This window comes from Sphingobium indicum BiD32, assembly GCF_000382885.1.
Classification (GTDB): domain Bacteria; phylum Pseudomonadota; class Alphaproteobacteria; order Sphingomonadales; family Sphingomonadaceae; genus Sphingobium; species Sphingobium japonicum_C.
In genome coordinates this window covers 1-24,518 of record NZ_CAVK010000012.1, presented here as the reverse complement: position 1 = coordinate 24,518, position 24,518 = coordinate 1, and the positions used below count along the sequence as shown (strand labels likewise).

The 24,518-nt window shown below is 63.7% G+C and carries 23 protein-coding genes and 1 other RNA gene; 15 read left to right on the top strand and 9 right to left on the bottom strand.

Annotation, left to right across the window (positions count from 1 at the left end; genetic code table 11):
- The first annotated feature begins 6 nt into the window (after positions 1 to 6).
- The 12 genes from EBBID32_RS01130 to EBBID32_RS01075 all read left to right on the top strand — a co-directional run bounded on the left by EBBID32_RS01130 (position 7) and on the right by EBBID32_RS01075 (position 11,068).
- Complete coding sequence (locus EBBID32_RS01130; RefSeq protein WP_006949188.1) at positions 7 to 1,170, top strand: D-alanyl-D-alanine carboxypeptidase family protein; 1,164 nt, start codon at positions 7 to 9, stop codon at positions 1,168 to 1,170.
- Positions 1,167 to 1,793, top strand: a complete 627-nt coding sequence (gene tmk, locus EBBID32_RS01125) for a dTMP kinase (RefSeq protein ID WP_006949186.1) — start codon at positions 1,167 to 1,169, stop codon at positions 1,791 to 1,793. The genes EBBID32_RS01130 and tmk overlap by 4 nt, the downstream gene beginning before the upstream one ends.
- Positions 1,790 to 2,761, top strand: coding sequence for an AAA family ATPase (locus EBBID32_RS01120; protein WP_006949185.1), 972 nt, complete (start codon positions 1,790 to 1,792; stop codon positions 2,759 to 2,761). Before tmk ends, EBBID32_RS01120 begins: the two co-directional genes overlap by 4 nt.
- A 43-nt stretch (positions 2,762 to 2,804) precedes the next feature.
- The gene (gene metG, locus EBBID32_RS01115) at positions 2,805 to 4,373 is read left to right on the top strand and encodes a methionine--tRNA ligase (RefSeq protein WP_006949184.1); all 1,569 of its coding nucleotides are present in this window, start codon (positions 2,805 to 2,807) and stop codon (positions 4,371 to 4,373) included.
- A gap of 4 nt (positions 4,374 to 4,377) precedes the next feature.
- Positions 4,378 to 5,151 (top strand): TatD family hydrolase, encoded by a 774-nt coding sequence (locus tag EBBID32_RS01110; RefSeq protein WP_006949183.1) that lies wholly within the window; start codon positions 4,378 to 4,380, stop codon positions 5,149 to 5,151.
- A complete protein-coding gene (locus EBBID32_RS01105) occupies positions 5,148 to 5,939 on the top strand; it encodes an MBL fold metallo-hydrolase (protein ID WP_006949182.1) in 792 nt (263 codons plus the stop codon). The genes EBBID32_RS01110 and EBBID32_RS01105 overlap by 4 nt, the downstream gene beginning before the upstream one ends.
- Entirely contained in the window at positions 5,939 to 6,562 is a 624-nt protein-coding gene (locus tag EBBID32_RS01100; protein ID WP_006949181.1) for a retropepsin-like aspartic protease family protein, read from the top strand. Before EBBID32_RS01105 ends, EBBID32_RS01100 begins: the two co-directional genes overlap by 1 nt.
- Positions 6,559 to 7,845, top strand: a complete 1,287-nt coding sequence (locus EBBID32_RS01095; protein ID WP_006949180.1) for an MFS transporter — start codon at positions 6,559 to 6,561, stop codon at positions 7,843 to 7,845. Before EBBID32_RS01100 ends, EBBID32_RS01095 begins: the two co-directional genes overlap by 4 nt.
- 154 nt (positions 7,846 to 7,999) lie before the next feature.
- Entirely contained in the window at positions 8,000 to 9,004 is a 1,005-nt protein-coding gene (locus EBBID32_RS01090; RefSeq protein ID WP_006949179.1) for an IS30 family transposase, read from the top strand.
- 152 nt (positions 9,005 to 9,156) lie between these two features.
- Positions 9,157 to 9,936, top strand: coding sequence for a nucleoside triphosphate pyrophosphohydrolase (mazG, locus tag EBBID32_RS01085; RefSeq protein WP_037488108.1), 780 nt, complete (start codon positions 9,157 to 9,159; stop codon positions 9,934 to 9,936).
- Complete coding sequence (locus tag EBBID32_RS01080; protein ID WP_037488104.1) at positions 9,900 to 10,412, top strand: GNAT family N-acetyltransferase; 513 nt, start codon at positions 9,900 to 9,902, stop codon at positions 10,410 to 10,412. The genes mazG and EBBID32_RS01080 overlap by 37 nt, the downstream gene beginning before the upstream one ends.
- 113 nt (positions 10,413 to 10,525) lie before the next feature.
- Complete coding sequence (locus tag EBBID32_RS01075; RefSeq protein ID WP_037488101.1) at positions 10,526 to 11,068, top strand: tetratricopeptide repeat protein; 543 nt, start codon at positions 10,526 to 10,528, stop codon at positions 11,066 to 11,068.
- A 12-nt stretch (positions 11,069 to 11,080) separates the two neighbouring features.
- Here EBBID32_RS01075 and hflX read toward each other — a convergent pair whose 3' ends face one another.
- The 9 genes from hflX to tkt all read right to left on the bottom strand — a co-directional run bounded on the left by hflX (position 11,081) and on the right by tkt (position 23,508).
- On the bottom strand, positions 11,081 to 12,415 hold the full coding sequence (gene hflX / locus EBBID32_RS01070) for a GTPase HflX (protein ID WP_006949170.1): 1,335 nt from the start codon (positions 12,413 to 12,415) through the stop codon (positions 11,081 to 11,083).
- Positions 12,416 to 12,419: 4 nt separating this feature from the next.
- Positions 12,420 to 15,077 carry an alanine--tRNA ligase gene (alaS, locus tag EBBID32_RS01065; RefSeq protein ID WP_006949168.1) on the bottom strand — a complete coding sequence of 886 codons (2,658 nt, stop codon included), beginning with the start codon at positions 15,075 to 15,077 and terminating at the stop codon, positions 12,420 to 12,422.
- Between the two features lie 329 nt (positions 15,078 to 15,406).
- Positions 15,407 to 16,663 carry a M24 family metallopeptidase gene (locus EBBID32_RS01060; protein ID WP_006949167.1) on the bottom strand — a complete coding sequence of 419 codons (1,257 nt, stop codon included), beginning with the start codon at positions 16,661 to 16,663 and terminating at the stop codon, positions 15,407 to 15,409.
- Positions 16,650 to 17,273, bottom strand: coding sequence for a glutathione S-transferase family protein (locus EBBID32_RS01055; RefSeq protein ID WP_006949165.1), 624 nt, complete (start codon positions 17,271 to 17,273; stop codon positions 16,650 to 16,652). Before EBBID32_RS01055 ends, EBBID32_RS01060 begins: the two co-directional genes overlap by 14 nt.
- Positions 17,270 to 17,986, bottom strand: coding sequence for a thiamine phosphate synthase (gene thiE, locus EBBID32_RS01050; RefSeq protein WP_006949164.1), 717 nt, complete (start codon positions 17,984 to 17,986; stop codon positions 17,270 to 17,272). Before thiE ends, EBBID32_RS01055 begins: the two co-directional genes overlap by 4 nt.
- A gap of 210 nt (positions 17,987 to 18,196) precedes the next feature.
- Positions 18,197 to 19,102, bottom strand: a complete 906-nt coding sequence (locus EBBID32_RS01045; protein ID WP_037488098.1) for a fructose bisphosphate aldolase — start codon at positions 19,100 to 19,102, stop codon at positions 18,197 to 18,199.
- A gap of 67 nt (positions 19,103 to 19,169) precedes the next feature.
- Positions 19,170 to 20,372, bottom strand: a complete 1,203-nt coding sequence (locus EBBID32_RS01040; RefSeq protein ID WP_006949159.1) for a phosphoglycerate kinase — start codon at positions 20,370 to 20,372, stop codon at positions 19,170 to 19,172.
- Positions 20,373 to 20,494: 122 nt separating this feature from the next.
- On the bottom strand, positions 20,495 to 21,505 hold the full coding sequence (gene gap / locus EBBID32_RS01035; RefSeq protein ID WP_006949157.1) for a type I glyceraldehyde-3-phosphate dehydrogenase: 1,011 nt from the start codon (positions 21,503 to 21,505) through the stop codon (positions 20,495 to 20,497).
- 29 nt (positions 21,506 to 21,534) lie between these two features.
- Positions 21,535 to 23,508: a transketolase gene (gene tkt, locus EBBID32_RS01030; protein ID WP_037488095.1), complete on the bottom strand. Its 1,974-nt coding sequence runs from the start codon at positions 23,506 to 23,508 to the stop codon at positions 21,535 to 21,537.
- A gap of 194 nt (positions 23,509 to 23,702) precedes the next feature.
- Here tkt and EBBID32_RS01025 point away from each other — a divergent pair, with 194 nt between their 5' ends.
- From EBBID32_RS01025 to ssrS, 3 genes are all read left to right on the top strand, one after another.
- Positions 23,703 to 23,903, top strand: coding sequence for a hypothetical protein (locus EBBID32_RS01025; RefSeq protein WP_231382071.1), 201 nt, complete (start codon positions 23,703 to 23,705; stop codon positions 23,901 to 23,903).
- Positions 23,896 to 24,231: a cell division protein ZapA gene (locus EBBID32_RS01020; protein ID WP_006949148.1), complete on the top strand. Its 336-nt coding sequence runs from the start codon at positions 23,896 to 23,898 to the stop codon at positions 24,229 to 24,231. Before EBBID32_RS01025 ends, EBBID32_RS01020 begins: the two co-directional genes overlap by 8 nt.
- An 11-nt stretch (positions 24,232 to 24,242) precedes the next feature.
- A non-coding RNA gene (gene ssrS, locus EBBID32_RS25305) (6S RNA) lies at positions 24,243 to 24,399 on the top strand.
- The last annotated feature ends 119 nt before the right edge of the window (positions 24,400 to 24,518 follow it).

Sequence of the window (24,518 nt, the reverse complement as noted above, 5' to 3'; positions counted from 1 at the left end):
AGCCCCATGAACAAGTCCGTTGCAGTCCTCCTCTTCACCGGGCTGTTGACCCAGCCGCTGACCGCCGCCGCGCCGCCTTACACCAGCGAAGCGCCGATCGCCTATATGAAGGATCTGTCGTCTGGCGCGGTGCTGTATGACAAGGGTGGCGAGACGAAGATGCCGCCGGCGTCGATGGCGAAGATGATGACCGCGCATGTCGCGTTCCGCCTGATCCAGAAGGGTGAGTTGAAGCTCGACACAATGTTCACCGTGCGCCCGGAAACCTGGAAGCAGTGGCATGGCCCGGCTGCGGGTTCGACCATGTTCCTGTCGGCGGGCGAGCAGGTGTCGGTGGAAAATCTGCTGCACGGCATCGTCACACTGTCGGGCAATGACGCCTGCGTCGTGCTGGCCGAAGGGATCGCCGGGACCGAGCAGGCCTTCGTCGCGCTTATGAATGAGGAGGCCAAGCGCATGGGCCTCAAGAACAGCCATTTCGGCACCAGCAACGGCTGGCCGGACGAGGGCGTGACCTATGTGACCGCCGAAGATCTGGCCAGTCTGGCGCAAGGGACGATCGAGGAAACGCCCGATCTCTACAAGCGCTTCTACGCGACCCGTTCCTTCACCTGGGGCAAGACGATGGGCGGCGCAGATATTGCGCAGGGCAATCGTAATCCGATTTTGGGCAAGATTGCCGGGGCCGACGGCCTCAAGACGGGGCATACCGAAGAAGCGGGCTTTGGCTTTACCGGATCGGCCGAGCAGGATGGCCGCCGTCTGGTCATGGTGGTTGCGGGCCTGACCAGCTTTAACGGGCGAATTCAGGAATCGGTCCGCTTCATGGACTGGGGCTTCAAGGCCTGGAAAGCGCAACCGCTGTTCAAGAAGGGTGCGACGGTCGAGACCGCTGATGTCCAACTGGGCAGCGAAACGAGCGTCGCGCTGGTTGCGCCGCAAAATCTGGCGGTCACTTTGCCGCGCACCGCGTCGACCAATATCTCGGTCAAGGTCGTCTATTCCGGCCCGATCAAGGCACCGATCGCCAAGGGACAGAAGATCGCCGACCTGATCGTGTCCACGCCCGACACGCCACCGCAGGTGATGCCGCTGGTCGCAGGGGCGGATGTCGCCGAAGCGGGCATGTTCGGCCGGTTGTGGAATGGCCTGAAATCGCTGTTCGGGTGATTGTTGGACGGTTCATCACGCTGGAAGGCGGGGAGGGCGCGGGCAAATCCACTCAGCTCCACGCGCTTGCCGCTGCCCTGCGCACGCGCGGACTGGACGTGGTGGAAACCCGCGAACCGGGCGGTAGCGAGGGGGCGGAGGCAATCCGCGCCCTGTTGCTGACGGGCGGCGCGGATCGCTGGAGCGCGCGGGCCGAAGCCTTGCTGTTCGCGGCGGCGCGGACCGATCATATCGAAAAGACGATCCGGCCTGCACTGGCGCGGGGCGCCTGGGTGCTGTCCGACCGGTTTCTCGATTCGAGCCGGGCCTATCAGGGGCAGGGGGCGCTGTCCGACGCAGATATATTGGCGTTGCACCGGATAGGTAGTGAGGGATTTCTGCCCGATCGCACCCTGTTTCTGACCTTGCCTGATGGTGAGGCCGAGGCACGGGCGCGGGAGCGGGACGGCGATGCAGCCGATCGCATCGGTGGCCGCGACCAGAATTTTCATCGCGCCGTGGCCAGTGCCTTTGCGCGCTTTGCCACGGAGGAGCCAGCGCGATTCCGGGCGATCGACGCATCGGGTGAGGCGGGGGCGGTGACGGCCCGCCTGCTCGACGCGCTGGCGGACCTGCTGCCATGACGTCACTTCTGGGGCATGACGCGCAGGCCCGCACGCTGATCGACGCGGCGGCAAGCGGGCGGATGCACCATGGCTGGATCTTGAGCGGTCCCAAGGGGATCGGCAAGGGCGGCTTCGCGCGCGCGCTGGCGCTGCGTCTGCTCGCCGACGCCGCCGGGCCGCCGGTGGTGGGGGAGGGGCTGGCGGTGCCGGAAAGCCACCCCGTTCGCCGCCTGATCGAGGCCAGCGCCCATCCCGATTATGCCGAACTCTACCCGCTTGAAAAGGATGGTGTCACCGCGCGCAACATCAGCGTCGATCAGGTGCGCGGGCTGCAACGGCTGCTTCAGTCGGCGCCGTCGCTATCGACGCGGCGGATCGTGGTGATCGACAGCGCCGACGATCTGGAACGGGGCGCGGCCAATGCGCTGCTCAAAAATCTGGAAGAGCCGCCCGCCGATATGCTCTTTCTGCTGGTCAGCCATGCGCCGGGCCGGTTGCTGCCGACGATCCGGTCGCGATGCCGCACGCTGCGTTTCGATCCGCTGAATGACGGGGCGATGCGTGCGATCCTGCGGGACAAGGATGAAACGCTGTCCCCGGCGGAGATCGACGCGCTGATCCGCGCAGGCGAAGGATCGCCGGGCAAGGCGCTGCGCTATGCGGGCCTCAATCTGGCGGATATCGAAAGCGCGATGGCGCGGATCGCGCAGGATGGCGACCGCGATAACCGCCAGCGCCTGGCGCTGGCCAAGGCACTGGCGATCAAGTCGGCCAAGCCGCGCTATGAGGCGTTTCTGGAGCGCGCGCCTGCCTTTATCGCGCAAGCAGCGCGTCACCGTAACGGCGCGGCGCTGGGCGTCGCGCTCGACCATTGGGAACAGGCGCGGCATCTGGCGGGCGGGGCGATCATCCTGTCGCTCGATCCGGCGGCGGTGGTGTTTGAACTGGCGGGCCATGTCGCGGCGCTTGCGCCACAATCGGCCTGAAAAGCGGCTTCCCGCCCGGCGCAACAGCCGCTAGGGACATCCCATGTCCCAGCCCTATACCATCACCACCGCCATCTCCTATCCCAATGGCCGTCCCCATATTGGCCACGCCTATGAGGTGATCGCCACCGACGCGATTGCCCGGTTCCAGCGGATGATGGGCCGCGACGTGTTCTTCCAGACCGGGACCGACGAACATGGCCTGAAAATGGCTCAGGCCGCACGCAACCGGGGGATCGTGCCACTGGCATTGGCCGATGAAATGTCCGGCTATTTCCGCGCCATGAACGAGACGCTGAACATCAGCCATGATCGCTTCATCCGCACCAGCGAACCGGCACACCACCATGCCAGCCAGGCGATCTGGCAGGCGATGGAGGCCAATGGCGACCTGTATCTGGATCGTTATGAAGGCTGGTATTCGGTCCGCGACGAAGCCTTTTACGACGAAAAGGAACTGATCGACGGGGAAGGGGGCGTCAAGCTCTCGCCCCAGGGGACGCCGGTGGAATGGACGGTCGAGGAGAGCTGGTTCTTCCGCCTGTCCAACTATCAGGACCGGTTGCTGGCGCTCTATGAAAGCCAGCCCGATTTCATCCGCCCCGACAGCCGCCGCAACGAGATTTTGCGCTTCGTCGAGGGTGGCCTGTCGGACCTCTCCATCTCCCGCACCAGTTTCGACTGGGGGGTCAAGGTGCCCGGCGCGGACGGGCATGTCATGTATGTGTGGGTCGATGCGCTGACCAATTATCTGACCGGCTGCGGCTATCCAGACGATGCCGATCGGATGGCGCGATATTGGGCGGAAGGGGGCGACATCACGCACATTATCGGCAAGGATATTGTGCGTTTTCATGCGGTTTACTGGCCAGCCTTCCTGATGAGCGCGAAGCTGCCCCTGCCCAGGCAGATATTCGGCCATGGCTTCCTGCTGAACCGGGGCGAGAAAATGTCCAAGTCGGTCGGCAATGTCGCCGACCCGATCGAACTGGCCGAGCGGTTCGGTGTCGACCAGTTGCGCTATTTCCTGTTGTCCGAAGTGACGTTCGGTAACGACGGCAGCTATAGCGCGGAGGCGATCGTCCAGCGCTCCAACAGCGATCTGGGGAATGCGTTCGGCAATCTGGCACAGCGTACGTTGAGCTTCATCGCGAAGAATCTGGAAGGGCATCTGCCCGCCATTCATGGTCATGACCCCGCCGACAGCGAATTGTTCGACCTGATCAACCGCGTGGTCCGCACCGACATGCCCACCGCCATGGCCGATCTTGCGCCATCGGTCGCGATCGACGCCTGGCTGCGCGCGGCATTCGCCTGCAATCAATATATCGACGCGCAGGCACCCTGGACCCTGCGCAAGACCGATCCGCAGCGGATGGAGACGGTGCTGGCGACTCTGTATATCGCGATCGCGCAGCTGGCGGTCGCGGTCCTGCCGGTGATTCCGGCCAGCGCCACCGCGTTACTCGATCATATGGGCATCCCCGCCGACAAGCGGACCTACAGCGCGATCGGCGATCACTGGTATTCACCGCTGGCGACAAGCGATTTCATCCTCGCCGCGCCCAAGCCGCTCTTCCCCCGGCTCGAACTGACCGAAGCGGACGGCTGAACCCATGCTGATCGACAGCCATTGCCACCTCAATTACAAGGGGTTGGTCGAGGATCAGGAGAATGTGCTGGAACGTGCGCGCGCGTCCGGCATCGACTTGATGCTCAACATCGCGACGCGCGAGAGCGAATGGGACGCAGTGCTGGACACGGCGATCCGCGCGCCGGACGTGTGGGCGACGGTCGGCATCCACCCACATGAGGCGGACGAACATCCCCATATCGACACCGCCAAGCTGGTCGCCCGCGCGGCGCATCCCCGCGTGGTCGGGATCGGCGAAACGGGCCTTGATTATTATTACGACCATAGCGACCGCGAACGGCAACGCAGCAGTTTCCGGTCGCACATCGTCGCAGCGCGCGACACCGGCCTGCCGCTGATCGTCCACACCCGTGATGCGGAGGAGGATACGCTGGCGGTGATGCGCGATGAAATGGGGAAGGGCGTTTATACCGGCGTGATCCACTGTTTCACCGCCAGCGGTGCCTTTGCCGACGCGGCGCTGGAGATGGGCTTCTACATCAGCATATCGGGCATCGTGACCTTCAAGAGCGCGAAGGATTTGCAGGAGACCGCCGCGCGCCTGCCGATCGACCGGCTGCTGGTCGAGACGGACTCGCCCTTCCTCGCGCCAGTGCCGCATCGCGGGCGGCCTTGCGAGCCAGCGTTCGTCGCTGACACGGCGAAATTCCTGGCCAATCTGCGCGGCGAGAGCATCGAGCATCTGGCGGCCGCCACCTCCGCCAATTTCCGTACATTGTTCCAGAAGGTGGCATGAGTCTGAAACTCACGATCCTGGGCAGCGGCACATCGTCGGGGGTTCCGCGCATCGGCAATGACTGGGGGACGTGCGACCCGTCCGAGCCGAAGAACCGCCGCACCCGCGTATCGATCCTGGTGGAAAGTGCGACGACCCGGATATTGGTGGACACCTCGCCCGACATGCGCGCGCAGTTGCTGGCCGCCGACGTCATCCACATCGACGCGATATTGTGGACGCACGACCATGCCGATCACAGCCATGGCATCGACGATGTGCGCCAACTCTATCACCATCGCCGCGTCCCGCTGCCGGGCTACGCCCGGTCGCAGACGCTCCGCCTGCTGCGCCAGCGCTTCGCCTATGCCTTTGACGGGCGCAACGGCTATCACCAGACCATTGATGGCCGGGTTTTGCCCGATGGGCTGCGCATCGGCGACATCGACATTGCCTGTGTCGATCAGCCGCATGGTGATATTTATTCGACCGGATTTCGCTTCAGCCATGGTGGCAGGTCCATCGCCTATGCCACGGATTTTCATGACCTGACCCCGGATATGCTGGCGCTTTATGATGGGGTTGATGTGTGGGTGGTCGACGCGCTGCGAGAAAAGCCGCATCCCACCCATCCGCATCTGGCGCTGACGCTGGACGGCATTGCCGCCGCCCGGCCCGGTCGCGCTATCCTGACCCATATGGACCAGAGCATGGATTATGCGACTTTGTGCCGCGCCCTCCCCAACGGGGTGGAACCGGGCTATGACGGCATGGTGATAATTTTGGAACCGGCAGAGCAGGGGGATTGATGGACAGCGGCGATCAGGCGGCATCAACCCTCTGGTATGTGCTGGCACTGGTGCTGGTCGGCTCCGCGCTCATCGGTCGGCGGCTCGCCTGGGGCGGGGTGCTGCGCATGGCGCTGCTGTGGGTCGCCATCTTTGCCGGACTGCTGGGCCTGTTCAAACTGGCGCAGAAGGAAGGCTATCTGACCGGGCGTTGGGCGGAGCAGGGGGCGATGGTCGATGAAGCGCCCGCCGCGCTGCCGCCTGCCAAAGCCGAAGGACAGTCGATCCGCATCCCGGTCGCGCCCGATGGCCATTATTGGGTCGAAGCGACGATCAACGGCACGCCTGCACGCTTCCTGATCGATAGCGGCGCGACGATTACGGCATTGTCGGAGAATACGGCGCAGGCGTCGGGCCTGAACTATGATGTCGGCGCGCCCGGCGTCATCATGACGACCGCCAATGGCAGGGTGGAGGCGCGGCGATCCAGCATCGCCAGCCTGGCGATCGGCCCGGTGCGGGCGAGCGATTTGCCTGTCGTCGTCTCGCCAACCTTCGGGGAAGTCAATGTGATCGGCATGAACATGCTTTCCCGACTGAAAAGCTGGGGCGTGCAAAATGGTGAGATGGTGCTGACGCCATGACCGCGCCGCCGACCCAGCGCGAGCGGCTGAAAGCCATTATCGGCGGCTCGACCGGCAATCTGGTCGAATGGTATGACTGGTATGCCTATGCCGCCTTCACCCTCTATTTCGCGCCGCATTTCTTCCCCAGCCAGGACCGCACCGCCCAGTTGTTGAGCGCGGCAGGCATTTTTGCGGTTGGCTTCCTGATGCGTCCGATCGGCGCGTGGCTGATGGGCGTCTATGCCGACCGGCACGGGCGCAAGAGCGGGCTGACGCTGTCGGTGGCGCTGATGTGCGCGGGATCGCTGCTGATCGCGGTGACGCCGGGTTATGAGACGATCGGCGTGGCCGCGCCGCTGCTGCTGGTGCTGGCGCGCTTGATGCAGGGTTTGTCGATCGGCGGCGAATATGGCGCGAGTGCGACCTATCTGTCGGAAATGGCGGGCAGGAACCGACGGGGTTTCTTCTCCAGCTTTCAATATGTGACACTGATCGCCGGACAGTTGGTTGCGATCTGCGTGCTGCTGCTGTTGCAGGCTACGTTGAGCGAGGCGCAACTGGATGCGTGGGGCTGGCGGATACCCTTTTTCATCGGCGGGGCGCTGGCGGTCGTGGTGTTCTGGCTGCGGCGCGGGCTGGCCGAGACGCAGAGCTTTGCCGTGGCCAAGGCCGAGGGCGCGCCTGAGTCCGGCTTTGTCGAACTGATCACCAAGCATCCGCGCGAGACGCTGACGGTGATGCTGCTGACCGCCGGGGGCACGATCGCCTTCTATGCCTACTCCATCTACATGCAGAAATTCTTGGTCAACACCAGCGGGCTAAGCCGCGAGGCAGCGTCGCAAATCAATGCGGTTACCCTGTTTGTTTTCATGCTGTTACAGCCCGTCGCTGGCGCGCTGTCGGACCGGATCGGGCGCAAGCCGCTGATGATCGGCTTCGGCGTCATGGGGGTAATCTGCACCTATCCGATCTTCGCGACGCTGGCGGTGACGAAAGATCCGGTGGTCGCCGGGTTGCTGGTGATGGCGGGGCTGGTGATCGTGACCGGCTATACCTCGATCAATGCGGTGGTGAAGGCCGAACTGTTTCCCGCGCATATCCGGGCGCTGGGCGTGGCGCTGCCTTATGCGCTGGCCAATACGATGTTCGGCGGGACGGCGGAACTGGTAGCCCTGTGGTTCAAGCAGGCCGGTATGGAGCAGGCATTCTATATCTATGTCAGCGTGATGATCGCCATCTCTCTGGTGGTCTATGTGCGGATGAAGGACACGGCAAAGACCAGCCTGATCCGCGAGGATTGAGGATAAGCCGACAGTGAGCCGAACATAGGCGCAGATGATATATGATTTAACATAATATATATTATCGTACTTAAATCAACGGGTCGGTGGATTCTAGATCGAAGTGCGAAATCCTAGGATTTATAGGGGTTTGATCCCCTTTCCAGGAAGGCACATGATGAACGGCTACCAGCATCTGGGTTTGGATGAGCGGCGACATATCTATCAACTGGCTGCAACCGGGCGGTCCGTGCATCAGATAGCAGCGTCGCTGCAGCGACATCGTTCGACCATCTATCGCGAGCTCAAACGTAATCAGCATCTCGATGACGAGCCGGTGTTTCGTGGCTATTTTCCAACGGCCGCACAAACGATGGCGGACAGGCGCCGGGTGCGTGGCGGCAAAATCGCCCGAAAGCCCGAGCTTGCCGCCTATATCGCCGACCGCTTGTCAGCAGCCTGGTCGCCGGAGCAGATTGCGGGATACCTTCGACGCCATCGCGGTAATCGTGAAGCCGTCTGTCACGAGACCATCTACCAGTTCGTCTATGGGCCGGACGGACGAAGCCAGGGCCTGTGGCGCCTTCTGCCTGTTGCCCGTCGATCTCGACGGCAGCGCTATGCGCGCAAGCCCCGCGGTCTGCATATCCCTTTGGCCAACACCATTGGCAAACGCCCTTCCGAAATCGGTAATCGCAGCAGCTTTGGTCATTGGGAAGGCGACCTGATGATCTTCAGGTTGGAATATGGCAAAGCCAACCTCACCTCGCTGGTCGAGCGCCGCAGCCGGTTTACTATCCTCGCCCGCAATCCCAGTCGGCATTCCGCCGGCGTCATGTCGGGAATCCAGCACCACTTGCACATGCTGCCCCCTTCCCTGCGTCAGAGCATCACCTTTGACCGGGGAACGGAATTTGCTGCCTTTGTGACACTCCAGAAGAAACTCGCGATGACGAGCTATTTCTGCCTGCCATCGGCACCCTGGCAAAAGGGCAGCGTGGAAAACAGCAACGGTCGCATACGGCGCTTCCTGCCGTCTGACACGGACCTGGCGTTGCTATCGGATAAGGAAATCCAGGCCGTTGCTGATCGCATCAACAGCACCCCTCGCAAGTGCCTGAACTATCGCACCCCGCATGACGTTCTGGGAGAGCAAATCACCCTCCTCAACGCCCGGTAGATTTGCCATCCAGGGTGGGGCTCGCCCCACCCTGGATGAAATGCTACGCATCCCATGGATGTCGCGCTTCAAATCGAAACCGCCGTCTGGCCAACGCCCTGTCGAGCCACTATCGCCGTTTTTGATTTCTCTCCATCAGCCCAGGTTACCCTATGCCTACAGCCAGTCCCGCCGACATTATGCCGCTTGCCAATGTCATGGCGCGGTTGCGTGATCCTGATACGGGCTGTCCGTGGGACATCGAACAGGATTTCGCGTCGATCGCGCCCTATACGATCGAGGAAGCCTATGAGGTTGCCGACGCGATCGAGCGCAACGACATGGCGGCGCTGCGCGATGAACTGGGCGACTTGTTGCTCCAGGTTGCCTTTCATAGCCGCATGGCGGAACAGGCCGGGCATTTCAGTTTGCAAGACGTGATCGATGGCATCACCCAGAAGATGATCCGGCGGCATCCGCATGTCTTTGGCGAAGGCACGAAACGCGAAGATGGCCATGCCCAGTGGGAGGCGATCAAGGCGGCCGAGCGGGCGGAAAAGGAGCCGGACAGCAGCGCGCTGGCTGGGGTTGCGATCGCCCTGCCCGCATTGCTGCGCGCCGAGAAGTTGCAGAAGCGCGCGGCGCGGACGGGGTTCGACTGGCCCGATACGAACGGCGCGATCGCCAAGATTGTCGAGGAACTGGACGAGGTACAGGGTGCTGCGACCCCAGCGGAGCGCGAGGAGGAAGTGGGCGACCTGCTGTTCGCGGTGGTCAACCTCGCACGGCATCTGAAGATTGACCCGGAAGTAGCTCTACGCGGGGGCAATGCCAAGTTCGACCGGCGGTTCCGGGTGATGGAGGAGATTGCCGGGGACGCTTTTGCCGCCCTGACGCTCGATGAGAAGGAAGCGCTTTGGCAACGGGCCAAGCGTGCCGAAGCCCCCGCTTGATCCGCGCTGTTACGCCCGCCGATCATGACGCAATCTGGGCGATATTGGAACCAGTGATTCGCGCGGGCGAAACGCTTGCCATCCCGCGCGACATGACGCGGCAGACCGCCCTCTCCCTCTGGCTGTCACCCGACCGAACGGTGCGCGTGCTGGAAGAGGATGGCGCGGTGCTGGGCGTTTTCTATGTGCGCGCGAACCAGAGCGGTGGCGGCGCGCATGTCGCCAATGCGGGCTATGTCGTGGCACAGGGCGCAACCGGACGCGGCGTCGCGCGGCGCATGTGCGCGGCTTCGCTCGATCTGGCACGGGAATTGGGCTTCCGCGCGATGCAGTTCAACTTCGTGGTGGCGAGCAATGTCCGCGCGGTGGCCTTGTGGCAGGTCATGGGCTTTGCCGTGGTCGGGCGACTGCCGGGCGCGTTTGCGCATCCGGGGTTGGGAGATGTGGACGCGCTGGTGATGTTTCGGGCGTTGTGAGGGGGACCGATCTCCAGACATATTTCAGACAAGGTTCAGAATTGAAACCTAAATTTGACAAGTACCTGCAAACACCATAGCTTTCCTCCACCGATCAGATGGAGGAACCCGCGATGCGTCTGACTATCCTTCTCCCGCTCCTGTGCGCTGTAGCTATGCCAGCCTATGCCCAGCAGAATGGCACTGGCATTTCGGGTATTCATTTCAACACCGCCAGCCCGATGGGCGTCATACCGGTAACCGGTTTTGGCCCGGACAATTTCCGCAGCAGTCATTCCGGCGCGGCGTCGGACTTGCAGCAGGCGCAGCAGTTGATCGCGTCGGGCGATTTTGTGCAGGCTGACAGCCTGCTCGCGACTGTGATCGGCGAAACGCCCAGCCGTCAGGCGCGTTTCCTCAAGGGCGTGGCCAAGCTGGGCCTGGGCGAAGCCGCAGCGGCGCGGCGCTATTTTGAACAGAGCCTCTATCGCGGCCGCAATGGTCATCCCGGTGCGATGTCTGGGCTGGCGATCGCGGAAATCCGTCTCGGCAATGTCGATGCCGCCCGCAATATCCTGCACAAATTGGAGTATCAGCAGGAAAAATGCGGCCATGGCTGCGACCGCGCAGACGCGCTGAAGCAGGCTGTAGGGGTCGTGGAAAAAGCGCTGGCGTAAGAGGGCCAGTCCCTACCCCTGCCCGCGCTTCCCGAACCGCGCGAACGCCGCATCCGACAAGCGCACTTCGACGCGGGTTTCCTCGCCTTGCGCGTCGCTGGTCAACACTTCGCCATGTTCGTGGAGCCAGGCCAGTGCCGCGCCGTCGGCGGCTGCGATGCGCAGGCCATAGACTTTGGCACCGGCGGTCATTTTGGCGCTGATCGCGCGTTGCAGGTCGGGCACGCCCTCCCCCGTCAGTGCCGAGAGAATCACGACATCATCGCGGCGGGACGCGGTTTCGCGGGCCAGTGCTTCGGCTTCCGGGTCGAGCAGGTCTAGCTTGTTCCATGCCTCGATGATCGGTGGGGCGGCCGGTTCGCCCTCGGCACGGTCCAGCGCGCCCTCCCCGGCCACGCCAAGCTCACTCAGCACGTCCAGCACATCGTCGCGCTGGGCGTCGCTGTCCGGGTGCGCGATGTCGCGGACATGGACGATGAGGTCGGCGGACAGCACTTCTTCCAGCGTCGCGCGGAAGGCGGCGATGAGCTGGGTCGGCAGGTCGGAGACGAAGCCGACCGTGTCGGACAGGATCGCCTTGTCGAGACCGGGCAGCGCGATCTGGCGCATGGTGGGATCGAGCGTGGCGAAGAGCAGGTCTTCCGCCATGACGTCAGCCCCGGTCAGGCGATTGAAAAGCGTGGATTTTCCGGCATTGGTATAGCCGACCAGCGCGATCACCGGCCAAGGCGCGCGTTGCCGCCGGGCGCGGTGGAGGCCGCGGGTGCGGGTGACCTGCTCCAGTTCCTTGCGGATCTTGGCCATGCGGTCACGGATCATCCGCCGGTCCGCCTCGATCTGGGTTTCGCCCGGACCGCCGAGGAAGCCGAATCCGCCGCGCTGCCGTTCCAAATGGGTCCAGCTGCGCACCAGCCGCCCCGCCTGATAATCGAGATGGGCGAGTTCGACCTGGAGACGGCCTTCATTGGTCGCCGCGCGTTCGCCGAAGATTTCCAGAATAAGCCCGGTGCGGTCGATCACCTTCGCGCCTACTGCCTTTTCCAGATTGCTCTGCTGGACCGGCGACAGGGCATTGTCGACGATGACCAGTTCGGCCTCCTCTTGAACGACCAGCGTGGCGATCTGGTCCACCTGACCGCTGCCGAACAGGGTGGCGGGCTTGCGGTCGCGGACGCGGAACGCCTGCCCCGCGCGCACGTCGATGCCGATGGCCAGCGCCAGCCCGCGCGCTTCCTCCAGTCTTGCGTCGCTGTCCCGGCGTTCCAGCCCGTGGGTTTCGGCGTGGACAACAACGGCGCGCGCTCCGCGTGCCACTTCATCGTCGGAGTCGCGGTTGAATATCGCCATGAGGTTAGCCGGGACTCCCCGCAAGTCGGGCCTTGACTGCGTCTATCGCTGCCGTCGCCTTGTCCCCGTCCGGCCCGCCGCCCTGCGCCATGTCGGGGCGGCCGCCGCCACCCTTGCCGCCCAGCGCTTCCACGCCAACGCGGACGAGATCGACCGCGCTGATCGTGCCGATCAGATCGTCGGTAACGCCCACGGCAATGGTCGCGCGGCCATCGACCATAGCGACGATCGCCGACACGCCGCTGCCCAGCGCTTTCTTGTTGCCGTCTACGATCCCGCGCAATTCCTTGGGGTCGAGGCCGTCGATGACCTGCGCCATGAAGCTGATGCTGCCCACCTGTTCCGGGCCAGCAGGCGCCGCGCCCGACGCACTGCCGCCCAGCGCCAGCGCTTTCTTCGCTTCGGCCAGTTCCCGCTCCAGCCTGCGGCTCTGTTCCACCAGCGCGGCGATGCGCGCGGGCACATCTTCGGGCGACGTCTTGAGCGTGGCAGCGGACTGGCGCAGTCTGTCCTCACGATCGACCAGCCAGAGGCGTGCGGCCTCGCCGGTCAGTGCCTCGATCCGGCGGACGCCGCTGGAGACGGCACTTTCCGACACGATCTTGAGCAGGGCGATGTCGCCGGTCGCGCGGACATGGGTGCCGCCGCACAGTTCGACCGAATAATGAAGATCGTCGCCCTTCCCCATGGAAAGAACGCGGACTTCGTCGCCATATTTCTCGCCGAACAGCGCCATCGCGCCCGCCGCAATCGCGTCGTCGGGCGTCATGAGGCGGGTCGTGACCTCCTCGTTATGGCGGATCTGCGCGTTCACATCCGCCTCGACCTTGGCGATCTGGGCGTGGGTCAGGGCTTCGGGGTGCGAGAAGTCGAAGCGCAGCCGTTCGGCCGCAACCATGCTCCCCTTTTGCGTTACATGCGCGCCCAGTTCCTTGCGCAGCGCTGCGTGGAGCAAGTGGGTGGCGCTGTGGTTGGCGCGGATGCGGTCGCGGCGCTCGACATCCACGGTCAGGTTGACGGTGTCGCCGACCTTGACGCTGCCCGCGCTGATCACTGCCTGATGCGCGTGGAGGCGGCCCAGCGGCTTGGACGTGTCCGCCACTTGCGCCGTCAGGCCACCGAGCGAGGTAATCGTCCCCGCGTCGCCATTCTGGCCGCCGCTTTCGCCATAGAAAGGCGTCTGGTTGGTAATGATGGCGACGCTATCGCCGACCGTCGCGCTATCAACGCGCGCGCCGTCCTTGACGATGGCCAGTACTTCGCCTTCGCCTTTGGTCGAGGCGTAACCGACAAATTCGGTGCTGCCGAGGGTTTCGGCGATGTCGTACCAGATTTCGTCCGACGCTTTTTCGCCCGATCCTTTCCAGGCGGCGCGGGCGGCAGCTTTCTGTTCGGCCATGGCGGCGTCGAAACCGGCGCGGTCCACGCCCAGACCCTGGGTGCGCAGCGCGTCCTCGGTCAGGTCATAGGGGAAGCCGTAAGTGTCATAGAGTTTGAACGCGGTTTCGCCGGGCAGCGTGCCGCCTTCGACCATGCCGGTCGTCGCTTCATCGAGCAGGCGCAGGCCGTTTTCCAGCGTCTTGCGGAAACGGGTTTCCTCGCGCAGCAGCGTTTCCTCGATCAGCGGCTGGGCGCGGACCAGTTCGGGATAGGCGCCGCCCATTTCGGAGACGAGGCTGCCGACCAGGCGATACATCAACGGGTCCTTGGCACCGATGATGTGCGCATGGCGCATGGCGCGGCGCATGATGCGGCGCAGCACATAGCCGCGGCCCTCGTTCGCGGGCAGCACGCCGTCGGCAATCAGGAAGCTGGTCGAGCGGAGATGATCGGCGATGACGCGGTGGCTGGCCTGATGGTCGCCATCCGTCGCAGTCCTGGTGATCGCGCCGCTTTCGGCGATCAGCGCCCTGAACGTGTCGGTATCATAATTGTTATGCACGCCCTGCATGACGGCGGCGATGCGCTCCAGTCCCATGCCGGTATCGATGCTTGGCTTGGGCAGTTCGCTGACGATCTCATTGGCTTCCTGCTCATATTGCATGAACACAAGGTTCCAGATTTCGACGAAGCGATCGCCATCCTCTTCCGGCGAACCGGGAGGGCCGCCCCAGATATGGTCGCCATGGTCGTAAAAGATTTCCGAACAGGGACCACACGGCCCGCTGTCGCCCATCGCCCAGAAATTATCCTTGGTCGGGATGCGGATGATGCGTTCTTCGGGCAGGCCGGCGATCTTGCGCCACAGGTCGAACGCCTCGTCGTCCGTGTGATAGACGGTTGCGGTCAGCTTCTCGGCCGGAAGCTCCCATTCCCTGGTCAGCAGGGTCCAGGCATGGCTGATCGCCTGTTCCTTGAAATAGTCGCCGAAGCTGAAATTGCCCAGCATTTCAAAGAAAGTATGGTGGCGCGCGGTATAGCCGACATTGTCGAGATCATTATGCTTGCCGCCCGCGCGAACCGACTTCTGGCTTGACGTCGCGGTCTTGTAGGGGCGGGTTTCAAGCCCGGTAAAGACATTCTTGAACGGCACCATCCCCGCATTGACGAACATCAAAGTCGGGTCGTTGTGCGGCACCAGCGGCGCGGACGGGACGATGGTGTGGCCGTTGGCCCCGAAATAGTCGAGGAAGGAGCGGCGAATGTCGTTGGTCGATGTCATGGGGGCGATTTAGTGGGAAGCGGCCCGCCGCACAAGCGGGGCTTTTCGGCTTTTCCTCCCCGGTACGGGGAGGTGCCGGGGCGTAGCCCTGGCGGAGGGGGCAGCGACCGGACGCAGCGACAAGATGAACGATCCCTTCCAATGCCGGGCAGGGCTATCGCATATAGGCCGCATCTCATTTTACTTCGTCATGCTGAACTTGTTTCAGCATCCATTTCTCGTCACGATTGTTGGCTTTTGGGGCGCGATGGATCCTGAAACAAGTTCAGGATGACGTTGAAAGAATAACGAAAAGTCACATGCAATTGCTCTGCTTTGCCGAGGAGGAATTACCCGATCGGGTCCTCGATCGACACTGGCAGTTTGGAGAACCACACCGGTCCCCGCGCGGTCATGTGGAAGCAATCCTCCATGCGGACGCCCATCACGCCCGGCAGATACAGACCCGGTTCGTTGGAAAAGCACATGCCGACGTCCAGCTTGGTGGTTTCGCCATGGACCAGGTTGACCGGCTCATGCCCCTCCATGCCGATGCCGTGGCCGGTGCGGTGGGACAGGCCGGGGAGTGCGTAGCCGGGGCCATAGCCCTGTGTTGCATACCAGCCGCGCACCGCGTCATCGACCGAGCCGGCGGGTGCGCCGAGCTTGGCAGCCTTGATCGCGATGCTTTGGCCGCGCGACACGTCGTTCCAGACCTTGCGCTGTTGCGCGGTGGGCGTCGCGCCGTGGACGAAGGTGCGGCTGATGTCGGACTGGTAATCGCCGACCGTGCAGCCGCAGTCCATCAGCACCACCTCACCCGCGCGCACCGCCTGCGGCTTGCCGGAGCCATGGGGATAGGCGGCCGCTTCGCCGACTAGTACGAGATTGAATTCGGGCTTGCCGCCCAGCGTTGTCGTCGCGGCGGTCATCAGCGCGGCGATGTCGGCGGGGGTCATGCCCGCCTTCACCTGGGGGTAGGTCCAGCGATAGGCGGCCATGGTGACGTCGGCGGCGGTCTGCATCAATGCGATTTCGGCGGGCGTCTTGCGCATCCGCAGGGTGCGGGTGACGCTGTCGGGGATCAGGTTCGCGCCGGGGAGTGCGGCTTTCAGGCCATCGACGGCGAAATAGCGCACGGTCTCCTCTATACCGATGCGGCCACGCGCCAGCCCGCGTTCCTTCAGGGCAGTGGCGATCAGCGCGTGTGGGCTTTCATGTTCCTGCCAGACGCGCACCTCCGCCGCGATGCCGAGCGATTCTTCGATCGAGGGCTTCTCGAAAAAGGGGCAGATGATCAGCGGCGCGCCGCTTGCGGGGATGATCGCGGCGGTCAGCCGTTCGCTGCGCCACCAGCGGACGCCGCTATAATAGACAAGGCTCGCGCCGGGCTCGATCAGCAGCGCGTCGATCCCGGCGCGCTGCATGGCCGCCTGCGCGCGGATCAGGCGATCGGCGCGTTCGGGGCGGCCGATGGGTGCGACCGTGCCGGTAAGTGACGTCAGGGCTTCCGCCGCCCGCTCCTGCGCGAACAGGCGCGGGGTGACAGCGCTGGCCGCCAACCCCGCCATGGAGGCGAGCACAGTGCGGCGATCAGGCGTAAGCATAGGGACCGCCTGCTGCGAGGGCAGCCTGATAGGCCGGGCGCGCCTGTATTTCGGTCAGCCAGCGCATGATGGCGGGCCGCGATTCGTTCAGGCCGCCGCGCGAGCGGGAGGCTTCGATCGGGAAGCTCATCATCATGTCGGCGGCGGTAAATTCATCGCCCGCGAAATAGGGGCGCGACGCCAGTTCGCTTTCCAGCCAGTCGAGATGATCGTCCAGCATACGTTGCACCGTCGGGCGCGCGGGACGACCGAGCAGGCCGAGCTTGCCGATGATGAGCAAAGCCAGCAGCGGCGGCATCATCGATCCTTCGGCATAATGCATATATTGGCGATAGCGGATTGCGCCAATCGCATCGGCGGGCGGGCCAAAGCGCCCTGCGCGGGCGACCAGATAGTCCATGATCGCGCCGGTTTCGATCAGGGCGTGACCGTCCACCTCTACCACCGGAGAGCGCCCCAGCGGGTGGATGGCGCGCAGCGTGGCGGGTGCGCGCATGGTTTTGCGGTCGCGCTCGTAACGGATGACCTGATAGGGTTCGCCCAGTTCCTCCAGCAGCCACAGGATGCGTTGCGACCGGCTGTTGTTGAGGTGATGGACGATGATGGTCATAGCGGGTCTGGCGCTCCGTCGCGGGCCTGTTGCAGCACATCGGCAAAGGCCGCGACGCCAGCGCCCGGTCCCGCCGGATGGTTCCACACCGCGCTGCTGACCGCCAGAAAATCCGCGCCTGCCGCGACCAGCGGGGCTGCATTATCCGCTGTCACGCCGCCGATCGCGACGCAGGGCAGCTCGAAAATGGTGGTCCACCAGCCCAGGATCGAGGGTTCGGCGTGGTGCAGTACTTCCTTGGTCGTGCTGGGGTAGAAAGCGCCGAACGCAACATAATCCGCACCCGCCTCGCCCGCTTCCATCGCCAGGTGGCGGCTGTCGTGGCAGGTGACGCCGATCTGTACCTTCGGCCCCAATATCTTGCGCGCTTCTCGCGGGTCGCCATCCCCCTGCCCCAGATGCACGCCGTCGGCACCAAGCCGCTGCGCCAGCGCGACGCTGTCGTTGATGATGAAGGCGACATCGCGCTGCGCACAGAGCGCCTGCAACGGCGCGGCCAGCGCAGCAATCGCATCCTCGTCCAGTCCCTTGAGCCGCAACTGGAATGCGGCGACATCGCCGCCGTCGAGCGCGGCAGCGAGCGAATCCGCGAAGGTCGCGTCGATTGTCGGCGGGGATATCAGGTAAAGCTGGCAGGCGGGGCGGAAGCCCTGAACAAACTGGTCGGCAAAATGCGGATCGAGCGCCAGCTCTTCATCGGTAAAATCGGTCATGGCGGGGTGTTAGCCCAGCCAGCCCCGTAACGAAAGCCTGTCGCTTTCCTTCCTCTCCTCCCCTGCAAGGGGAGGTGGTAACGCGCAGCGCGTGACGGAGGGGTGTCGCCCTATCGATAGGGTGATACCCCTCCGTCTGGCCTTCGGCCATCCACCTCCCCTACAAGGGGAGGATCAGGCGGTAGTCAGGCCGTAAGTCAGGCTACCCCGTTATGCCGCAACCGGCGTTTTCGCGACCGATGCACCGTGGATTTCGTCGATCGCTTCGCCGAGCGATGCGTTGAATTCATCGTCGCTCATCTGGTGGCGCAGGTCGTTGAGCAGGGCGCGGCTGAAGCTGGCGATGATGCCGCGATTCTTGGCCAGTTCGACACAGGCTTCGGGACGGGCGAAGCCGCCCGACAGCGCGACAACGCGCAGCACGCGGGGATGATCGACCAGCGGATCGAACAGGCCCGGCTGCACAGGCAGCGACAGTTTGAGCATCACCTGCTGGTCGGCGGGCAGCGCGTCGAGCGCCTTGACCAGTTCGTCGAGCAGGATCGCGTCGGACTCGGCCCGTTCGGGCGACTTGATGTTCACTTCGGGTTCGATGATCGGCATGAGGCCCGCGGCCAATACCTGCTGGCCGATCTCGAACTGCTGCTTGACCACGGCGGCGATGCCTTCGCGGTTGGCGAGGTTAATGACCGAACGTTCCTTGGTCCCGAACACGCCCAGCGCCTTGGCGCGGTGCAACAGGACGTCGAGGTCGGGATTGGGCTTCATCACCTGAACGCCGTTCGCCTCATCCTCCAGACCCTTGTCGATCTTGATGAAGGGGACGACGCCACGCTCGATCAGTGCCTGCGGGGTTGGCTTGCCATCGACGGTGCCGTCCATCGTGCGTTCAAACAGGATCGCGCCCAGCACCTTGTCGCCGGTGAACACGGGCGCGGTGATGATGCGGCTGCGCATCGCATGGATCAGGCCGAACATTTCCTCGTCATTGGACCAGGCACCTTCCTCGATGCCATAGCCCTTAAGCGCCTTGGGCGTCGACCCACCGCTCTGGTCGAGCGCGGCGATAAAGCCTTCGCCTGTCGCAATCTTCTGCTTCTGAACCTGATCCAGCATCTGCACATACTCTCTCTAAAAGGGACAGCACCGCTCTCTCCAAAGCGGCGCTATCGTTGGTCGGTCGTCAGGCCATCAAGGCCTTTACGCCCGGCAAATCCTTGCCTTCCATCCATTCCAGGAAAGCGCCGCCCGCCGTCGAGACGAAGGTGAAATCGGCCGCTGCCCCTGCATGGTTGAGGGCTGCCACAGTATCGCCGCCACCGGCGACCGAGGTCAACTGCCCTTCCTTGGTCAGCGCCGCTGCGGTGCGCGCGAGCGCGACGGTCGCGGTGTCGAACGGCGCGATCTCAAATGCGCCGAGCGGGCCGTTCCACACAAGCGTGCGGCAGGTCTTGAGGACGTCGGCCAGTGCCTCGACAGCGGCAGGGCCGACGTCGAGGATCATTTCGTCGGCCGCGACTTCATGGACGTTGCAGGTGCGGACCGATGGCGGGTTGGCGGCAAATTCCTTCGCGACCACCACGTCATAGGGCAGATGGATGGTGCAACCGGCGGTTTCCGCTGCGTCGAAGATCGCTTCGGCGGTGTCGGCCAGATCCTTCTCGCACAGCGACTTGCCGACATCGACACCGCGCGCGTGGAGGAAAGTGTTGGCCATGCCACCACCGATGATCAGATGATCGACCTTGGTGACCAGATGGTTCAGCACATCCAGTTTGGTGGAGACTTTCGCGCCGCCAACGACAGCGGCCACCGGCTTGACCGGGGTGCCAAGCGCGGCCTGCAACGCATCCAGTTCCCGCTCCATCGCGCGACCAGCGAAAGACGGCAGCTTGTGCGCGATCCCTGCGGTCGAGGCATGGGCACGGTGCGCGGCGGAGAAGGCGTCGTTGACATAGAAGTCGGCAATCGCGGCCATCGCATCGACCAGAACAGGATCGTTCTTTTCCTCGCCCGCGTGGAAGCGGGTGTTTTCCAGGATGGCAATGTCGCCGGGGCGCATCACCGCGATACCGTCTGTCGCCGCTTCCCCCTGGCAATCGGGGATGAACTGCACTTCGCGGCCCAGCACCTGGGCGAGCGGGCGGGTGATCTTCGACAGCGAATATTCGGGGTTTTTCTGGCCCTTGGGACGGCCGAAATGGGCCAGGATCAACACTTTTGCGCCGCGATCAGCCAGTTCCAGCACCGTCGGCATGGCCGAACGCAGGCGGGTATCGTCGCTGACCGAACCGTCCTGCATCGGCACGTTCAGATCCTCGCGCACCAGCACGGCCTTGCCGTGGATGTCGCCCATATCGTCGAGTGTCTTGAACGGTTTGGTCATATATCTTCCCTTGAGCGCTCAACCCCGTTCGGGCTGAGCCTGTCGAAGCCTCGTCCTTCTTTTTCAAGAAGTGCGGCCCTTCGACAAGCTCAGGGCGAACGGAGGTTAGTCCGTTCGTTGTCTTACAGGAACTTCGCCACCACCCCGGTGGTGTCGATCATGCGGTTGGAGAAGCCCCATTCATTGTCGTACCAGCTGAGCACACGGACCAGCTTGCCGTCGACCACTGCGGTTTCCAGACTATCGACGGTCGAGCTGCGCGGATCGCCATTATAGTCGATCGAGACCAACGGCTCGTCCGAATAGCCCAGCACCCCCTTGAGCGGACCAGCTTCCGACGCGGCCTTGAGCAGCGCGTTGACCTCATCCTTGGTGGTCGGGCGCTTGGGAATGAACTTCAGGTCCACGACCGACACGTTGGGGGTCGGCACGCGGATCGACGAACCGTCCAGCTTACCCTTCAATTCGGGCAGAACTTCGCCCACTGCGCGCGCAGCGCCGGTCGATGTCGGGATCTGCGAGAGGGCAGCGGCGCGGGCGCGGCGCATGTCGCTATGCAACTGATCCAGCGTATTCTGGTCGTTGGTGTAGCTGTGGATCGTCGTCATGAAGCCGCTTTCGATGCCGATGGCGTCGTTGAGCACCTTGGCGAGCGGGGCCAGGCAGTTGGTGGTGCAGCTGGCGTTGGAAATGACGATATCGTCGGCGGTCAGCGCATCATGGTTGACGCCGAACACGACGGTGCGATCGACATGGGTGCCGGGCGCGGAAATGATGACGCGCTTGGCGCCTGCGGTCAGATGCGCGCTCGCCTTGTCCTTCGTGGTGAAGATGCCGGTGCATTCCAGCGCGATTTCGACGCCCAGCGCTGCGTGCGGCAGGTTGGCGGGATCGCGCTCGGCGGTCACCTTGATCTTCTTGCCATCGACGACCAGGAAATCGCCGTCGACGCTGACGTCGCCCGTCCAGTTGCCATGGACTGAGTCGCGCTTGAACAGCAGGGCGTTGGACTTGACGTCGCCCAGATCGTTGATGCTGACCAGTTCCAGATCATGGTCGGTGCGCGAGAGGATGGCGCGCGCCACCAGGCGGCCGATACGTCCGAAACCGTTAATTGCTACCTTCGTTGCCACTGCACTAGCCTCCTGAAGTTGTTGTTCGGTCAGTTGTTGAGAGCGGCCACGATCTGCGGCGCGATCTTCGCGGCGGTCAGGCCGAAATGGTCGTAAAGCGCTTCGGCGGGTGCGGATGCGCCGAAACTGTCAATGCCAAAGCGCAGGCCGGCGATGCCGGTATGGCGTTCCCAGCCAAAGGTCGTCCCGGCCTCGATCGACACGCGCAGCACATGATGCGGCAGCAGGTCGTCCTTGTAGCTTTGCGGCTGCGCGTCGAAATGCGCCCAGCTGGGCATGGACACGACATCGGCACCGATGCCCTGTTCTTCCAGCGCCTTGGCGGTATCGACCGCGATTTCGACTTCGGAACCGGTGGCGATCAGCACGACCTTGCGATCCGCGCCAGCCGCGACGAGGCGATAGGCGCCCTTGGCGGAGAGGTTTTCGCTCTTTTGCGTGCGCAACTGCGGCAGGTTCTGGCGCGTGAGCGCCAGCACAGACGGGCCGGTTGCATCCTTCAATGCCAGTTCCCAGCACTCCGCCGTCTCGACAATGTCGGCAGGCCGATAGACGTCCAGATTGGGGATCATCCGCATCGACATGACATGCTCGATCGGCTGGTGGGTCGGACCATCCTCGCCAAGGCCGATGCTGTCATGGGTCAGGACATGGATCACGCGCTGCTGCTGAAGCGCGGCCAGGCGGATGCCCGCGCGCATATAGTCAGAAAAGACCAGGAAAGTGCCGCCATAGGGGATGACGCCGCCATGCAGCGCCATGCCGTTCATCGCGCAGGCCATGCCGAATTCGCGGATGCCATAATAGACATAGCGACCCGAATAATCGTCTTTCGTCAGCGGGCCGGTCGACTTGGTCTTGGTGTTGTTGGAACCGGTGAGGTCGGCCGATCCACCCAGCGTTTCGGGCAGCAGATCGTTGATCGCGCCCAGTGTCAGTTCGCTGGCCTTGCGGGTGGCGACCTTTTGCGGCGCGGCGATCAGGCTGTCGATATAGGCTTCGAGCGAAAAGTCATCTGGAAGGAAGCCACCCATTCGACGTTCAAATTCGGTATGAATGTGCGCTGGGGCGGCCCGCAAACGCTCTTCCCATTCACAACGGGTTTGGAAACCCTTTGCGCCAATCGCCTTCCAGGCGGCGGCAATGTCAGCGGGGATGACGAAGGGCGCGGCGTCCCAGCCGAGATATTCGCGCGCAGCGGCGACTTCGGCCTCACCCAGCGCGGAACCGTGAACGCCGGACGTGCCTGCCTTGTTGGGCGAACCATAGCCGATCTTGGTGGCGCAGGCGACGAGCGAGGGGCGAGGATCGGCGACCGCTTCGGCGAGCGCGCGGCGCACATCGGCGACGTCATGGCCATCGCACGACACGACATGCCAGCCGGTCGCTTCGTAACGGGCGCGCACATCTTCGCTGCTCGACAGGTCGACCGCGCCGTCGATGGTGATCTTGTTATCGTCCCACAGCACGATCAGGCGGCCAAGGTTCAGGTGACCGGCCAGGCCAATCGCCTCATGGTTGATGCCTTCCATCAGGCAACCGTCGCCCGCGATCACCCAGGTCCGGTGATCGACCAGATCGTCGCCGAACTGCGCGTTCAGGTGTCGCTCCGCAATCGCCATGCCGACGGCGGTGGCAAGGCCCGAACCCAGCGGACCGGTTGTCGCCTCGACGCCCGCCAGCTCGAAATTTTCAGGATGGCCAGCGCAGGGGCTGTGCAGCTGGCGGAAATGGGCGATGTCCTCGATCGTCGGGCGCGCATAGCCGGTCAGGTGCAACAGGCTGTAGATCAGCATCGAACCATGACCCGCCGACAGGACGAAGCGGTCACGGTCGGCCCATTTGGGCTGGGTCGGATCAAATTTCAGATAGTCGCTGAACAGGACCGTTGCCACATCGGCCATGCCCATCGGCATCCCCGGATGGCCACTATTGGCGGCCTGTACCGCGTCCATGGAGAGCGCCCGGATGGCGTTGGCGAGCGACTTATCGGAAACGGTCATCGGCAGCGTGCGTCTTTCCTGAACAGGACTGGCCTGAATAACACTGAACAGCCCGCAAGCTTTGCGGGCGAGTCGAGATCGCGCCTCCTTTGTCTCGTCAAGCCCCATGCGTCAACCGCGGCAGGCGTGAAAGCGGCCTCTTGTCGGTCCAATGATCGCTTTTGTGCCGCGCCAAGTTTCGCTATGCGTGAGGAATGGCAAGCGAGCGCATGATGCAGGCAATTGGCACGTTGGAACGTGCAGTGGGTCGGCTCGAACAGGATGTGGCGCGCCTTGCGGTCGCCCCATCCCCACTCCCCACCAGCGGACAGGATATGGATGTGGACGGCGCCCGCGCGGCGCTGCGTTCGCTCGATGCGCTGATCGCCGATCTGAAGGGCCGGACCATTGGCTGAAACCACGCTGCACATCGCCGGACGCCATTATGACATACGATGCCGCGATGGCGAAGAAGCGCACCTTGCCCATCTCGCCAGCCTGATCGAGGAGAAGGCGCGGGCCGCGCAGCAGGGGATGCCTGGCATGACGGAGGTGCGCAGCCTATTGTTCGCCGCGCTGTTCCTGGCCGATGAATTGAACGACATGCGCCGCGACACCGCCGCCCGCCAGCAAAGTCTGGCGCTGGAGACGGACGACGAACTGGCAGCGCAAGCGATAGAGGCGCTGGCGGACCGCATAGAAAAGCTGCGCGACGGGCTTGCCGCCCGCGCTGCGGACGCCTAGATTGGGGTGGACGGGTACTGCCTGGTACGAGCTTTAGCGAACATCCCTGAGGCGATAATCACATCCTAGGGGGCTGTCCCTGGGCGGGCTCCGGCCCGATCTATATGGTCCCCACCTGACGTTGAGGCGTCAGAGGATTTTCCAGCAAACGGCCAAGGCGGTCCCGTCACCCTTCCATAGGCTTTTCAATCGGCCGGTGATAATGCGCCTGACGCATCCGACGCGCGCTCATCCTCCCCCTGTGGGGGAGGTGGCAGCACGAAGTGCTGACGGAGGGGTGTCACCCT

Coding starts and splice junctions, on each gene's coding strand:
- EBBID32_RS01130 (WP_006949188.1), top strand. CDS start 7: ATGAACAAGTCCGTTGCAGTCCTCCTCTTCACCGGGCTGTTGACCCAG.
- EBBID32_RS01120 (WP_006949185.1), top strand. CDS start 1,790: ATGACGTCACTTCTGGGGCATGACGCGCAGGCCCGCACGCTGATCGAC.
- metG (WP_006949184.1), top strand. CDS start 2,805: ATGTCCCAGCCCTATACCATCACCACCGCCATCTCCTATCCCAATGGC.
- EBBID32_RS01110 (WP_006949183.1), top strand. CDS start 4,378: ATGCTGATCGACAGCCATTGCCACCTCAATTACAAGGGGTTGGTCGAG.
- EBBID32_RS01105 (WP_006949182.1), top strand. CDS start 5,148: ATGAGTCTGAAACTCACGATCCTGGGCAGCGGCACATCGTCGGGGGTT.
- EBBID32_RS01100 (WP_006949181.1), top strand. CDS start 5,939: ATGGACAGCGGCGATCAGGCGGCATCAACCCTCTGGTATGTGCTGGCA.
- EBBID32_RS01095 (WP_006949180.1), top strand. CDS start 6,559: ATGACCGCGCCGCCGACCCAGCGCGAGCGGCTGAAAGCCATTATCGGC.
- EBBID32_RS01090 (WP_006949179.1), top strand. CDS start 8,000: ATGATGAACGGCTACCAGCATCTGGGTTTGGATGAGCGGCGACATATC.
- mazG (WP_037488108.1), top strand. CDS start 9,157: ATGCCTACAGCCAGTCCCGCCGACATTATGCCGCTTGCCAATGTCATG.
- EBBID32_RS01075 (WP_037488101.1), top strand. CDS start 10,526: ATGCGTCTGACTATCCTTCTCCCGCTCCTGTGCGCTGTAGCTATGCCA.
- hflX (WP_006949170.1), bottom strand. CDS start 12,415: ATGGCGATATTCAACCGCGACTCCGACGATGAAGTGGCACGCGGAGCG.
- alaS (WP_006949168.1), bottom strand. CDS start 15,077: ATGACATCGACCAACGACATTCGCCGCTCCTTCCTCGACTATTTCGGG.
- EBBID32_RS01060 (WP_006949167.1), bottom strand. CDS start 16,663: ATGCTTACGCCTGATCGCCGCACTGTGCTCGCCTCCATGGCGGGGTTG.
- EBBID32_RS01055 (WP_006949165.1), bottom strand. CDS start 17,273: ATGACCATCATCGTCCATCACCTCAACAACAGCCGGTCGCAACGCATC.
- thiE (WP_006949164.1), bottom strand. CDS start 17,986: ATGACCGATTTTACCGATGAAGAGCTGGCGCTCGATCCGCATTTTGCC.
- EBBID32_RS01045 (WP_037488098.1), bottom strand. CDS start 19,102: ATGCTGGATCAGGTTCAGAAGCAGAAGATTGCGACAGGCGAAGGCTTT.
- EBBID32_RS01040 (WP_006949159.1), bottom strand. CDS start 20,372: ATGACCAAACCGTTCAAGACACTCGACGATATGGGCGACATCCACGGC.
- tkt (WP_037488095.1), bottom strand. CDS start 23,508: ATGACCGTTTCCGATAAGTCGCTCGCCAACGCCATCCGGGCGCTCTCC.
- EBBID32_RS01025 (WP_231382071.1), top strand. CDS start 23,703: ATGGCAAGCGAGCGCATGATGCAGGCAATTGGCACGTTGGAACGTGCA.